This window comes from Actinoplanes aureus (genome assembly GCF_015704865.1).
Taxonomy (GTDB): Bacteria; Actinomycetota; Actinomycetes; order Mycobacteriales; family Micromonosporaceae; genus Actinoplanes; species Actinoplanes aureus.
In genome coordinates, this window is record NZ_JADQTO010000031.1 from 101,246 (window position 1) to 114,207 (window position 12,962).

Annotated in this window: 13 protein-coding genes; 9 read left to right on the plus strand and 4 right to left on the minus strand. The window is 71.3% G+C overall.

Annotated elements, in window-relative coordinates; translation table 11 throughout:
- Positions 1-12 precede the first annotated feature (12 nt).
- Entirely contained in the window at positions 13-1,314 is a 1,302-nt protein-coding gene (locus I4J89_RS41270; RefSeq protein WP_196419662.1) for a DUF2252 domain-containing protein, read from the plus strand.
- Here the strand turns inward: I4J89_RS41270 and I4J89_RS41275 are convergent, their stop codons facing one another.
- The 4 genes from I4J89_RS41275 to I4J89_RS41290 form a co-directional block, all read right to left on the minus strand.
- Positions 1,315-2,280: a hypothetical protein gene (locus tag I4J89_RS41275; RefSeq protein WP_196419663.1), complete on the minus strand. Its 966-nt coding sequence runs from the start codon at positions 2,278-2,280 to the stop codon at positions 1,315-1,317.
- Positions 2,277-2,807, minus strand: coding sequence for an RNA polymerase sigma factor (locus I4J89_RS41280; RefSeq protein WP_373688200.1), 531 nt, complete (start codon positions 2,805-2,807; stop codon positions 2,277-2,279). The genes I4J89_RS41275 and I4J89_RS41280 overlap by 4 nt, the downstream gene beginning before the upstream one ends.
- Positions 2,808-2,871: 64 nt before the next feature.
- Positions 2,872-3,858 carry a hypothetical protein gene (locus I4J89_RS41285; protein ID WP_196419664.1) on the minus strand — a complete coding sequence of 329 codons (987 nt, stop codon included), beginning with the start codon at positions 3,856-3,858 and terminating at the stop codon, positions 2,872-2,874.
- Positions 3,855-4,382: an RNA polymerase sigma factor gene (locus tag I4J89_RS41290; protein WP_309238698.1), complete on the minus strand. Its 528-nt coding sequence runs from the start codon at positions 4,380-4,382 to the stop codon at positions 3,855-3,857. Before I4J89_RS41290 ends, I4J89_RS41285 begins: the two co-directional genes overlap by 4 nt.
- A gap of 64 nt (positions 4,383-4,446) precedes the next feature.
- Between I4J89_RS41290 and I4J89_RS41295 the strand changes: the two genes are divergently transcribed.
- The 8 genes from I4J89_RS41295 to I4J89_RS41330 all read left to right on the plus strand — a co-directional run bounded on the left by I4J89_RS41295 (position 4,447) and on the right by I4J89_RS41330 (position 12,569).
- Positions 4,447-5,142, plus strand: a complete 696-nt coding sequence (locus I4J89_RS41295; protein WP_196419666.1) for an NADH-quinone oxidoreductase subunit C — start codon at positions 4,447-4,449, stop codon at positions 5,140-5,142.
- The gene (gene nuoH / locus I4J89_RS41300; RefSeq protein WP_196419667.1) at positions 5,142-6,098 is read left to right on the plus strand and encodes an NADH-quinone oxidoreductase subunit NuoH; all 957 of its coding nucleotides are present in this window, start codon (positions 5,142-5,144) and stop codon (positions 6,096-6,098) included. Before I4J89_RS41295 ends, nuoH begins: the two co-directional genes overlap by 1 nt.
- A 56-nt stretch (positions 6,099-6,154) precedes the next feature.
- On the plus strand, positions 6,155-6,796 hold the full coding sequence (locus I4J89_RS41305) for a NuoI/complex I 23 kDa subunit family protein (protein WP_196419668.1): 642 nt from the start codon (positions 6,155-6,157) through the stop codon (positions 6,794-6,796).
- On the plus strand, positions 6,793-7,308 hold the full coding sequence (locus I4J89_RS41310) for an NADH-quinone oxidoreductase subunit J family protein (RefSeq protein WP_196419669.1): 516 nt from the start codon (positions 6,793-6,795) through the stop codon (positions 7,306-7,308). The genes I4J89_RS41305 and I4J89_RS41310 overlap by 4 nt, the downstream gene beginning before the upstream one ends.
- Positions 7,308-7,634 carry an NADH-quinone oxidoreductase subunit NuoK gene (gene nuoK / locus I4J89_RS41315; protein ID WP_196419670.1) on the plus strand — a complete coding sequence of 109 codons (327 nt, stop codon included), beginning with the start codon at positions 7,308-7,310 and terminating at the stop codon, positions 7,632-7,634. The genes I4J89_RS41310 and nuoK overlap by 1 nt, the downstream gene beginning before the upstream one ends.
- Positions 7,631-9,565 (plus strand): NADH-quinone oxidoreductase subunit 5 family protein, encoded by a 1,935-nt coding sequence (locus tag I4J89_RS41320; RefSeq protein ID WP_196419671.1) that lies wholly within the window; start codon positions 7,631-7,633, stop codon positions 9,563-9,565. The genes nuoK and I4J89_RS41320 overlap by 4 nt, the downstream gene beginning before the upstream one ends.
- Before the next feature lie 116 nt (positions 9,566-9,681).
- Positions 9,682-11,130: a complex I subunit 4 family protein gene (locus I4J89_RS41325; RefSeq protein WP_196419681.1), complete on the plus strand. Its 1,449-nt coding sequence runs from the start codon at positions 9,682-9,684 to the stop codon at positions 11,128-11,130.
- Complete coding sequence (locus I4J89_RS41330) at positions 11,127-12,569, plus strand: NADH-quinone oxidoreductase subunit N (RefSeq protein WP_196419672.1); 1,443 nt, start codon at positions 11,127-11,129, stop codon at positions 12,567-12,569. Before I4J89_RS41325 ends, I4J89_RS41330 begins: the two co-directional genes overlap by 4 nt.
- Positions 12,570-12,962 lie beyond the last annotated feature (393 nt).

Here is a 12,962-nt window from a genome sequence, read left to right on the forward strand (position 1 = left end):
TAGCGTGATCGCATGGGCTCTCAGTCTCGTGCCGACCTCATCATCGACGTCCTGACCCGTGAATTCGGCGCGCTGATGGCAGTCGATCCGAGCGCGTTCCGCCGCAAGTTCCGGAAGATGGCGGCCTCGCCGTTCGCCTTCTACCGGGGCAGCGCCTCGCTGTTCTACGCCGACCTGGTCGGTGACTACCGCGACGACAGCTACCTCGACGAGCGGACCAGCCGGGTGTGGATCCACGGTGACCTGCACGCCGAGAACTTCGGCACCTACATGAACTCCTCGGGTCACCTGGTCTTCAACGTCAACGACTTCGACGAGGCGTACGTCGGCCCGTTCACCTGGGACCTGAAACGGTTCGCGGCGAGCGTCGCCCTGATCGGGTATTCGAAGGCGCTCTCCGACGACAACATCACGGCGCTGGTGAGGACGTTCGCCGGTTCGTACCTCACCGAGCTGCGGGCCATCGCGCTCGGCGGCGACGACGCGATCGGCTCGATCACGCTGGCGAACGCGGCCGGCGTACTGCGGCGGGTGCTCCAGCGGGCCCGGCTCAACACCCGGGTCGAGCTGTTGGCCGGGCAGACGACGATCGACGACTACGAGCGCCGGTTCTCCCTCGGTGACGGCGTCTACGAGGTCGACGCGGACGCCGAGGCCCGGGTCAGGGCGGCGTTCGACCGCTACCTGGGCACGTTGCCGGAGGGGACCCGGCCGGTGTCGACCAACATCAAGGACATCAAGCTGCGCAAGGGCGTGGGTATCGGCTCGGCCGGGCTGCCGTCGTACAACATGCTGCTCGAGGGGCACACCGAGGCGCTCGAGAACGACGTGATCATCTACATGAAGCAGGCGCAGGTGCCGGCCGTCGCCCGGTGGATCGACGACGAGCGGGTCCGGTCCTATTTCGAGCACCAGGGGCACCGGACCGCCGAGTCGCAGCGGGCGTTGCAGGCGAACGCCGACCCGTGGCTGGGGTTCACCGAGCTGGAGGGGGTCGGTCAGCTGGTCGCCGAGGTCTCGCCGTACGCGGCCGACCTGGACTGGTCGGACGTGAACGAGCCGGAGGAGCTGACCGGGGTGATCACCGACCTGGGCCGGGCGGTGGCCCGGATGCACTCGGTCGCCGACGACGAGTCCAGCCACGACCTGGTCGACTTCTCCACCGAGGAGGCGATCGTCGCGGTGGTCGACAAGGACGAGGCCGGTTTCGTCCGGCATCTGGTGGAGTTCGCGCACAAGTACGGTGACCAGGCGCGCGATGACCATCAGGACTTCGTCGACGTGTTCCGCAACGGCCGCCTCCCCGGCCTCTGATCAGCCTCGTACGGTCAGGTAAGCCGCTGCACTGCGGCCCTCGGCGTCGTCGTCCGGCTCGATCGCCATGTGCACGGTCTTGCGGGACGGGTAGCTGAGCGAGACCGGTTTCGGGTCGCGCGGGGAGCACTGCAATGTGGCCTTTTTGACGACGGTGTCCAGGTCTCCGTCCGGGCCGATCGTGAGGGTCGCGGTGCCGAACCCGACGCACACCGCCCGGACCTGGTAGTTCTGCGGTTCGGCGGTGGTGTGCCCCTCGCCCTGCCCGCCGTCCTCCATGAAGAACGCGGCCCGCGTCCGCATCCCGGCCGGGTCGGCGCCGAGGGCGTTCTGAGCCTGCTGCTCCCACCAGGCCTCATCGGACTGCGCCAGCTGGGCCTGCCACCCGAAAGCGGCCCGCCCAGGTCCGGCCACCTCCGGCTCGATCTGCACCATCAACGTGCCGCTCGACCTAGCCATCACGACCGGCACCGTCAGGACCGTCGTCGAGGTAGCGTCGCAGGGCACGGTCACCACCTGCGCCACCGGATCCGTACCGACATTCCCACTGAGAACCGAGACCGCCATGGAGCCGGAGCCGTAACAGACCATCCGAACCTCGTAGGTCCCGCCGAGCAGTGCCCGGTTCGACTGCTTCGGTCCAGAGCCGGTGTTGGTGATGATCTCACCGAGTCCAGGCTGCTGCGGGTCGCTGATCCCCAGGGCCTCGGCCACCCGGGCTTGTAGCGTCTCGACCGAATAGGTGGGTGCTTCGGACGCCGGTGTCACCGCCGGCACCGTGTTCTGGTCCGGCCGAATCACCGCAACCAGCCCGGCCACCGCCAGCACCGCGACAGCCGCGGCACCGGACAACACGGCCCGGCGGCGTCGCACCGCCCGCCGCAGCGGCTCGGTGCCCGGCGGCCGAACCGTGGGCAGCGTCCCGGCACGCAGATCCGCGAAGAGTTCCTCGATCTGATCGGTCATCGCGCACCTCCAGCGAGTTCGACGGCGAGCGCGGCACGCCCCCGAGACAACCAGGACTTCACGGTCCCAATGGCGACGCCCTCCCGCTGGGCGATCTCGGCCACCGGCATGTCGCCCATGTAGTGCAGCACCATCGCCCGGCGGTGGTTGTCCGGCAGGGCACCGAGCGCGGCGACCAGGGCAACCCGCTCCGGCCCCGGCCCGTCGGACTGCGGCTCGATCCGGGCCTGCCGCCGCACGAAGCTCAGCGCGGTCCGAGCCCGGCGCCACCGGCTGACGGCCAGGTTCCAGGCGACCCGGCGGATCCAGGCGACCGGGTCGTCGTACCCGGCGACGGTGTTCCACCTGACCAGAGCGCGGTAGAACGCCTCCTGGACCACGTCGTGCGCCTCCTGGCGATCCCCGAAGTAGGCGTAGAGCTGCACAGTCAGATCGGCGTAGTGGGCGGCGTACACCTCGTCGAAGGACGGCGGGTCATGGTGCACGGCGATCCGCGTCTCCGATTCGCTGCTGGCGATGGCTGTCACGGCGACTACACGCCCGGACCCGGCGGCCGGTTGCGCCCGGCCGCCGGATTCTATGGACGTGCGCTCACCGGATGTGCAGGGCCCAGCCGGTCTCCGCCCGCTCCCCGGCGCCGGCCCGGTAGCGACCCCAGAACTCCACGTTCTTGCCCAACGGCTTCTCGATCACGAATTCCCGCCGGCGAGGCGGCCACGAGCACTCGACCGAGTGCTCGGCCAGCACTTTGCCGCCGCGCCGGATCTGCAGACCGTAGGTGCCCTTGCCGCGACAGGCCATGGCCAGGATGTACCGCTCGCCGGCCGGGAACTCGGCCTTCCCGCTCTCGATGTGGAAGCTGCCGTCGAAGGGCTCGTTCTCCGGTGCGCCGCCGCCGAATCGGGTGTTGCCGGCGTCGTCCAGGCCGACGAGTGCCGCAACGCTGGCGGCGATGTCGTTGGGCGCCAGCGAGGCCCCACCCTCCGCGGTCACCCGATAGGCGAAACCGGCTCGGCCGGCCGCACTCCCCGCGCTCTCCAGCCGGAAGGTCAGGACATTCGCGAGACTTGCGTTGATCTTGCGGGTAACCGGAGCCGGAGCCGCTCCGCACGACAGCGGCACCCGTGCCAGCTCCACATCCTCGAAGCGATTACCGAGATCGCCCGTGACGTCGCCGGTCACCACCAGGGTGATCTGCCCAGCGCCGACGCAGGCCGCCCGGAGCACCAGGCGCGGCATGACCATCGACTCCGTACGCCGGTAGCCCGCGGCCACCGGCGCCGCGACGTCGAACCCCGCCCCGGCGTCGGTGATCCCGGCGAGCGCGTCCGCGGCGAACTGCTCCGAGCCGATCGACGGCGACGGGCTGATAGCGGCCGGCGTCTTCTCCGTACCGGGCCGGTCCACCAGCACGAACGCTCCACCGACGGCGACCAGCACGGCACACGCCGACGCGGCGGCCTTCGTTACGCGGCGCCGCCGGACGGTCCGCCGCGCCGCCTCGGCACCCGGCGGCCGGATCTCGCGAACCGCGCTCTCGCGCAGGTCGGTGAGGAGCTCCTCCAGCATGTCGCTCACAGCGACCCTCCGATCAGCTGGGCGGCGAGCGCTGCACGGCCCCGGGACAGCCAGGACCGTACGGTCCCCTCGGCCACCCGTTCCCGGCCGGCGATCTCGGCGATCGGCAGGTCGGCCAGGTAGTGCAGGACGATGGCGCGCCGCTGGGTGGGTGGCAGCGTGCCGAGGGCCGCCAGCAGGGCGACCCGTTCCGGGCCCGGCCCGTCGGTCTGCGGCTCGGCCGGCCGCTGCCGGCGCAGGAAGTTCAGCGCGGTACGGGTCCGGCGCCACCGGCTGACGGCCAGGTTCCAGGCCACCCGACGGATCCAGGCGACCGGGTCGTCGTACCCCGCGATGCTGTTCCACCGGGCCAGCGCACGGCAGAACGCCTCCTGAGCCACGTCCTGCGCCTCCTGCCGGTCCCCGAAGTACGCGTAGAGCTGCACCGCCAGATCCGTGTAGTGGGCGGCGTACACCTCGTCGAACGACGGCGGCGGATCGTCTCGGACAGTGATGGGTTTCTCCGGATCGGCGATGGCGGTCACGAGGACTACACGCCTGTGCCCGGCGGAACGTTGCGGACGAGGATCGGACCCTAGGATGACCTCCATGACGCCCGAAGAGGTCGGTGACCGGCTGGTCGCCCTGCTGGCGACGGACGATCCGGACACCGGCGCCGTCACCGCCGAGGTCTCCGGTGGCGGCCCGGGCCACGCCCGAGCCGTGGTCGACGTGCCGGTGGCCCGCTGGTGGTTCGCCGCCGAGGCGGCCCGCGACGCCGGGGCGCTGGGCTGCGACTTCTTCGACTGGCTCTCCGCGGTGGACGAGCTCGACGACGGGCTGTCCGTGGTCGCGCACCTCTGGTCGACCCGGCGCCGGCACGGGCTGCTGTTGCGTACCCGGGTGCCCCGCATCGACCCGGTCGTCGAGTCCGTCGTGGACCTGTACCCAGGCGCCGCCTGGCACGAGCGGGAGACGCACGAGATGTTCGGCATCGATTTCGCCCGGCATCCCGGCCTGCGCCCGCTGCTGCTGCCGCCGGAGTTCGAGGGACACCCGCTGCGCAAGGAGTTCGTGCTCGCCTCCCGGGTGGCCAAACCGTGGCCCGGCGCGAAGGAGCCCGGCGAGTCGGAGGCCGGCACAGCGAAGCGCGCCCCGATGCGCCCGCCCGGCGTCCCCGACCCGAACGAGTGGGGTCCGCTCAAGGGCAAGGTGCCGCCCGAGAAGCGCCCGGCAGGCGAAAGGCCGGCGCGAGCGGCAAGGCCGGCGGCGGAGAAGCCGAAGACCGACGGGGAGACCGACTGATGCCGCTCTGGCTCGATCTGCTGATCCGGGTCGCCGCCGTGATGGCCGGCTTCCTCGTCCTGCCGTTGGTCATCGGCCAGGCCGAGCACAAGGTGATGGCGCACATGCAGGGCCGGGTCGGCCCGATGTACGCGGGCGCCTTCCACGGCTGGGCCCAGCTCATCGCCGACGGGGTGAAGTTCGTCCAGAAGGAGGACATCACCCCGCGCGACGCGGACCGTACCGTCTTCCGGCTCGCCCCGATCGTCGCGCTCTTCCCGTACCTCGTGGTCATCCTGACCATCCCCCTGGGGCCTGGCCTGGTCGCGCAGAGCCTGGACATCGGCTTGTTCCTGGTCCTGGCGGTCCTCGGGATCGGCGTGGTGGCCGTGCTGATGTCCGCGTGGGCCTCGGCCAACAAGTACAGCCTGCTCGGCGGCGTCCGCGGCGCCGCCCAGCTGCTCGCCTACGAGCTGCCGCTGGTGCTGGCCGCGGCCAGCGTCGCGATGGCCGCCGGCACGCTCAGCCTGCCCGGCATCGTCGAGGCCTGGCGGCCCTGGTGGCTGATCTGGCAGGCGCCGGCCGCGTTCATCTTCTTCATCGCCGGCCTCGCCGAGATCCGGCGCCCACCGTTCGACATGCCGATCGCCGACTCCGAGCTGGTCTTCGGCTACATGACCGAGTACACCGGCCTGCGCTTCGCCTTCTTCCTGCTGGCCGAGTACGTCGGCATCGTCGTCATCGCCGCGCTCACCACGGTCCTCTTCCTCGGCGGCTGGCACGGACCCTTCGAGGAGCAACTCGGCTGGCTCTGGACGCTGCTGAAGATCTTCGCGCTGTCCTTCGTCATCATCTGGTTCCGGGTCAGCTATCCCCGCCTGCGCGAGGACCAGCTCCAGCGCCTCTGCTGGCTCATCCTGGTCCCGCTGGCCCTGGCCCAGCTCGTCCTCACCGCCGCAGTCAAGTCACTGCTCTAGAACATGTGGCGGGGCGAGGTCGCGTAGCGGGGCGTGACCGGGCAGGATATGCGCTTGTGAGTGAGAACGGCGACCGCATCGCGCCCGGCAAGGGTCTGCTCGACGGACTCGCTGTCACGTTCAAGACCATGACGCGGCGGTCCACCACCCAGCAGTACCCGGACGTCGAGCCGGATCTCCCACCGCGCTCGCGCGGCGTGATCGCGCTGCTCGAGGAGAACTGCACGGTCTGCATGCTGTGTGCCCGCGAGTGCCCCGACTGGTGCATCTACATCGATTCGCACAAGGAGGAGGTCGTCGTCCCGGGCGCCGCGCGCGCCCGGCAGCGCAACGTGCTGGACAAGTTCGACATCGACTTCTCCCTCTGCATGTACTGCGGGATCTGCATCGAGGTCTGCCCGTTCGACGCGCTGCACTGGACGCCCGAGTTCGAGTACGCGGAGACCGACGTCCTCTCCCTGCTGCACGACAAGGACCGGCTGGGCGACTGGATGCGCACGGTCCCTCCGCCGCCGGCTCACGACGTGCTCGGGGAACCTTCCAAGGAGGAGGCCACCGCGGCACGCAAGGCAGCAGGCCCGGGCGCGGCCACAGCCGCAAAAACCGCAAGACCAGCGGGGGTACGGGCTACGCCTCCCACGTCCGATCCAGGATCGCCCTCCGCCCCACCGGCTTCTGCGAAAGAGCCCGAGCGGTGACCGTCGCGGACGTGCTGCTGCTGGCCCTCGGCGCCATCGCGGTCGGATCCGGCGCGCTCGTCGTCACCAGCACACATCTGGTCCGGTCCGGTTTCTACCTGGTGGTGAGCCTGGGCGCGATCGCCGGCCTCTACCTGGTGCTGGGCGCCGAGCTGGTCGCCTGGGTGCAGGTTCTGGTCTACGTCGGCGCGGTGGTCGTGCTGCTGCTGTTCGCGGTGATGCTGACCCGCGCCCCGATCGGCCCCTCCGCCGACCTGGATCGCCCGGCTCTCCCGGCAGCGGTGATCGGTGCCGGCGTCGGTCTCGGCCTGACCGCGCTCTTCGTCGACGCGTTCCGCTGGACGCGGTTCCCGAGCCCCGATCCGGGGACCGCGGAGCGGCTCGGCGAGCAGATCTTCGGCGCCTGGGTGCTGCCGTTCGAGGTGCTCTCCATCCTGCTGCTCTCCGCGCTGGTGGGCGCGATCGTGCTGTCCCGCCCCGACATCGGCGCACGGAAGGCGGAGGACGCGTGATGCACGTCGTCATCCCGTACGTGGTGGGTGCGCTGCTGTTCGCCCTGGGCGTCTACGGCGTGCTGCGCCGGCGCAACGCGATCCTGGTGCTGATGGCGGTCGAGCTGATGCTCAACGCGGTCAACCTGATCCTGGTCACCGCCGACGTCTCGGTTCGTGCGGTGCTGCCCGGCACCGGGGGCGTCTTCGCGCTCTTCGTGATCGTGCTGGCCGCCGCCGAGGTGGGCGTCGGCCTCGCGATCGTCCTCCAGTTCTACCGGATGCGCCGGATCGTGGTCGTCGACGAAGTCCGGCTGGACACTGACGAGGAACGGGTGGCTGGGTGAGCGTCGACGTCGCGGGGCCGCTGCTGCCGCTCGTACCCTTTCTCGCCGGCCTGATCGGCCTCCTGCTGCCGCCGGGTGACGGCGGCCCCACCCGCCGGCGGCTCGCCGCCGGCCTCGGCGTCACGGGCGCCGGCATCGCGCTGCTCCTGGCGCTCCGCGTCCTTCTCGACCCGAACGAGCGGTCCACCGACCCGTTCTTCGACCCCTACGGCCCCGGGTACAGCCTGGGCACCTTCGGCGACCTGACGGTCGGCTACGGCACCTTCATCGACGCGCCCGCCGCCTACGTGGCGGTCGCGGTCGCCGTCGTCGCCCTCTGCGTGCAGGTCTACTCGATCGCCTACCTGCACGACGACCCCCGCTACGCGCCCTACGCGGCGCAGGTGAGCCTCTTCACCGGCGCGATGCTGCTGGTGGTCTGCAGCAACGACCTGATCATGATGCTGATCGGGTGGGAGGTGATGGGCGCCTGCTCCTACCTGTTGATCGGCCACGACCGGCGACTGCCCGAGGCGCCCGCAGCCGCGGTGAAGGCCTTCCTGGTGACCCGGGTCGGCGACGTCGGCTTCCTGCTCGGCATCGCTGTGCTGATCTCCGACGCGGGCAGCACGTACCTCGACACCGTCCTGGCCCACGACTACTCCACCGGGACGCTGACCGCCGCGCTGCTGCTGCTCCTGGCCGGGGTGGCCGGCAAGAGCGCGCAGTTCCCGCTGCACACCTGGCTGCCGGACGCGATGGCCGGCCCGACCCCGATCTCGGCTCTGATCCACGCCGCGACCATGGTCGCCGCCGGCGTCTACGTCGTGTTCCGCACCTACCCGCTGTTCGAGCAGTCCCCGGTCGCGCTCGCCGTCCTCGGCGTGATGGCCGCGATCACGATCCTGCTCGGCGCTCTCTCCGCGACCGCCCAGGACGACCTGAAGCGGGTGCTGGCCTGGTCGACGGTCTCGCAGATCGGCTACATGACCGGGGCGCTCGCCGTCGGCTCGCCCGCCGCCGCGCTGTTCCACCTGCTCACCCACGCCGCGTTCAAGGCGTTGCTGTTCCTCGCCGCCGGCGCGGTGATCCACGCGTTCGGCACCAACTACCTGTCCCGGATGGGCGGCCTGCGGGCGCACATGCCGGTCACCTTCTGGTCGTTCGTGATCGGCCTCGGCGCGCTCGCCGGCCTGCCACCGCTCTCCGGTTTCTGGTCGAAGGAGAACGTGCTGGCGGCGGCCGCGCACGCCACCGAGGGCGGCGAGCCGGTGCCGGTCTGGGCCGGGTGGGTGGTCTGGCTGGCCGCGCTGCTCTCGGTCGGCATCACCGCGTGGTACGCGACCCGCCTGCTCCTGCGCGCGTTCTTCGGGGTCTCCCGGGCACACGGCCCGGCCGGACCGGACTGGGAGATCGGCTTCGACGACGCCCGGTACCAGCGCCCGGCCACCCCGCACGACCCGCCGGCCTTGATGTTCCTGCCGCTGCTGGTGCTCTGCGTCCCGGCCGCGCTGCTCGGCCTGGCCGCCTACGCACCGGGTTTCCGTACCGCGCTGGAACTCGAGGATCCGCACCTCGGCGTGGCCGTCGCCCTGCCGATGGTGCTGCTCGTCCTGGGTGCCGGTAGCGCGTGGTGGATCTGGCGGGCGGTGCCCGGCGTGGACCCGGCGGCGGCGCTGGGCCGGGCCCGGCCGCTGTTCGCCTCCGGGTTCCGGCTCGACGACGTGCAGCACCGGCTCGTCGTTGTCCCGGTCCGCGCGCTGGCCCGGTTGGTCGCCGCAGCGGACGTACGGGTCGTCGACGGCGCGGTGATGGGCACCGGGACGACCACCACCGGACTCGGTAGGTTGCTCGCCGCCGGCCACCGGGTTGCCCTGCCGGTCGCCGCGATCGCCGTCTGCGCGGGCGCACTCGTCCTCGGTCTCGTCGCCTGGTTGGGAGCCGCAGCGTGATCCCCGAGCCGTCCGACGCCTACACCTCGTACACGTACACGTACACCGACGGCTGGCCGTTCCTGCTCGTCGCGCTGCTCCTGGTTCCGGCCGTCGGCGCGGCCGTGGTCGCCCTCATGCCGTCCGGCCGCGATCGCGCGGCCCGCGTCGTCGCGACCGTCGCCGCCGCGCTGACTTTCCTGCTGACGCTGGTGATCCCCTTCGCCCGCCCGACGGAGTTCGGCTGGTTCGACTACGGACCCGAGGCGCCCGCCATCACACCGTGGCTCGACCTGCACTTCGACTGGGTGCCGGCTCTCGGGCTCGCCTTCCATCTGGGTGTGGACGGGGTGTCCTACCCCCTGGTCGTGCTCACCGGGCTGCTCACGCTGCTCTGCTGCGCGTACACGATCAAGAAGGTGCCGGCCGGCGGTTCCGGCCGTGCCCTGGCCGCCCTCCTGCTGGTCCTGGAGGTCGGTGTGATCGGCACCTTCCTCGCCCTGGACCTGATCCTCTTCTTCGTCTTCTTCGAGATCGTCCTGCTGCCGATGTACGCGGTGATCGCCGGCTGGGGCGGCCCGGACCGGCGTGCGGCGGCCCGCAAGTTCGTCCTCTACACGCTCGCCGGTTCGGTGCTGCTGCTGCTCGGCGTGGTCACCGTGGTCGCCGAGGCGGGCACCGGCGATCTGCTGGAGCTCACCGGCGCCAGCATGCTGAGCCGCACCACCCAGACGATCGCGTTCACCCTCCTGCTGCTGGCGTTCGCGGTGAAGGCGCCGCTCTGGCCGCTGCACACCTGGCTGCCGGACGCGCACACCGAGGCGCCCACGGTCGGCTCGGTGATCCTGGCCGGCGTCCTGCTGAAGATGGGCACGTACGGCCTGATCCGGGTCGGCCTCGGTGTCGCCCCCGACGCCGCCGAGGCAGCCGGGCCGGTCCTCGGCCTGTTCGCCGTCCTCGCCATCCTGTTCGGCTCGCTGATCTGCCTGCGCCAGTACGAGCTGAAACGCCTGATCGCCTACTCCAGCGTCGGCCACATGGGCTTCGTGCTGCTCGGCATCGCCACGTTCACCGAGATCGGCATCCAGGCCGCCCTGATCGGCAACATCGCGCACGGTCTCATCACCGGCCTGCTCTTCTTCCTGGCCGGCACGATCAAGGACCGGTCCGGTACCGGCTCGCTGAACCAGCTCAGCGGCCTGCGGGAGAGCGCCCCGCGCCTGGCCGGCCTGCTCGGGTTCGCGGCCATCGCCTCGCTCGGCCTGCCCGGACTCGCCGGCTTCTGGGGTGAGGCGTTCGCGGTGGTCGCCGCGGTACGCGCCGGCGGACCGTACTGGCTCACGCTGGCGGCCCTCGCGGCCGTCGGTGGCGCGCTCACCGCGGCCTACTTCCTGCGCCTGTTGCGCCAGGTCACCCACGGCCCGGCCACCCCCGAGGTACGCGCGCTGCGCCCGGCCATCGCCGGTGTGGAGTGGTTCGCGTGGGCGCCGCTGATCGTGCTCACCCTCGCTGTCGGCCTGGTGCCGGCGCTGGTGCTGTCGGACACGTCGGCACCGATCCTCGGACTCCTGGCAGGTGCACCGTGAGCAGCCAGCCCATCGACCACTTCGTGCTGCTCCCGCTGTACGCCGCGGCGGGCACCGCGATCCTCGCCCTGCTCGCCGACCTGTTCATCGCCCGGCGAGGCGCGGTGATCGGTGCGACCGCCCTGGGCGGCCTGGCCACCGCGGCCGCCGCGCTCGTCGCCGGCGCCGGGGGCCGCACCTTCTGCACCACTGCCGCCGGAGCCTGCTCCTGGGTGCCGACCTGGCCGGCCGCGGTGACCGCGGTGCTGTTCGCCGGGCTCACCGTCGGGGTGCTGGCCCTGTCGGTGCCCGCGTTGCGCCTCGGTGCCGCACCGGCCGGCGAGTTCTGCTTCCTGCTGGCCTGTTCGATGACCGGCGGCGTGGTGGTCGCCTACTCCGGTGACCTGATCACCCTGATCGTCGGCCTGGAGACGCTGACCCTGCCGCTCTACGTGCTGGTCGGCCTGCGCCGGTTCGCGCCCGGCGAGCGCGCCACCACCGAAGCGGCCTCCGCCTCGGTCACGTTCTTCCTGATCAGCGTCGTTTCCACGGCGATCGCGCTGCTCGGTGCCGCGCTCACCTACGCGGCGACCGGTGCGGTGCATCTGGACATGCTCGGCCCGGCGCCGGCCCCGCTGGAGCCGCTCGCCGGGGTGGGCGCGGCGCTGCTGGTGATCGGGCTGGCCTTCAAGGTCGCCGCGGTGCCCCTGCACGCCTGGGCCCCCGCCACGTACGACGGCGCGCCGGTGCCGGTGGCCGCGTACCTCTCCACCGCCTCCAAGCTGGGCGGCGTCCTGGCGCTCGCCGCCGTCGTGTCGCGCTTGGACACCGCCGCCGTGGTGGCCGTCCTCGCCGTGCTCACCATGACCGTCGGCAACCTGGTAGCGCTCCGCCAGTCCCGGATGGTGCGCCTGCTCGCCTGGTCCTCGGTCGCCCAGGCCGGCTACATCCTGGCCGCCCTGGCCCTGGGCGAGCCCGGAGTCGTCGCCGCCCTCGCCTACGCCGCCTTCTTCGTAGTCCTGGAACTAATCGCCTTCGGCGTCGTGGTGGCGCTGCGTCCCCCCGGTGCCGACGGCGGCGAGCTCGACGGCTACCGCGGAGCCGGCCGCCGCGCCCCCTGGCTGGGCGCCGCGCTGGTGCTCGCCCTGGCCGGTCTGGCCGGCCTGCCGCCCGGCCTGGCCGGCCTCTTCGCCAAGCTCTCCGTGGTCGACGCCCTGGTCCAGGAGAACTGGACCTGGCTTGCCGCGATAGTCCTGGTCAACGCCGTGATCGCCCTCGCCTACTACGTCCGGGTCGGCGCCCTCCTTTACACCGCACGGCCGCAGGCAGGCCACATACCGGCGACCACCCACCCGGCCGTCCGGGTCCCTCGCCCGATCGCCGCCGCCCTGATCGGCGCGGTGACAGTCGCCGTCCTGCTCGGCTTCGCCCCACAGCTACTCTTCGACGGCCTTACTTAATTCATCGGTACGGGCCACCGGCCGTCCCGCCGAAGCCGGCCCGTCCCCGCTCTCCCAACGCGAGCAGGGCTTTCCTCACCGCCCCAGCGCGACCACCGGGAAACAGCGCCCACCCCCGCCAGCCGCCGGGACGAGAGGGCTTCCGTAGTCAGGGTCCCCAAGCGGTGATCTTGTTTGGCCCAACCTCAACGCTGTCTCAACGGCCGCCAGACAGCACCCACGTTGGGCCAAGACCGTGACCGCGAAGGCTCTCTAGCTGTGATGTTCGGGGACGTTGGTCGAGGAAGTGTGACCACTCGATCTGACGATCATCAGCTGGTTCTGTGAACGATGAAGGCCTCCAGCGATGCAGTGGAGTTGTCGAGAAACCACTGACCAGCACCGGAGGCCTTC

Excerpts from the sequence above, each read along its gene's own strand:
- I4J89_RS41270 (WP_196419662.1), top strand. The coding sequence starts at position 13 with ATGGGCTCTCAGTCTCGTGCCGACCTCATCATCGACGTCCTGACCCGT.
- I4J89_RS41275 (WP_196419663.1), bottom strand. The coding sequence starts at position 2,280 with ATGACCGATCAGATCGAGGAACTCTTCGCGGATCTGCGTGCCGGGACG.
- I4J89_RS41295 (WP_196419666.1), top strand. The coding sequence starts at position 4,447 with ATGACGCCCGAAGAGGTCGGTGACCGGCTGGTCGCCCTGCTGGCGACG.
- nuoH (WP_196419667.1), top strand. The coding sequence starts at position 5,142 with ATGCCGCTCTGGCTCGATCTGCTGATCCGGGTCGCCGCCGTGATGGCC.
- nuoK (WP_196419670.1), top strand. The coding sequence starts at position 7,308 with ATGCACGTCGTCATCCCGTACGTGGTGGGTGCGCTGCTGTTCGCCCTG.
- I4J89_RS41325 (WP_196419681.1), top strand. The coding sequence starts at position 9,682 with ATGCCGTCCGGCCGCGATCGCGCGGCCCGCGTCGTCGCGACCGTCGCC.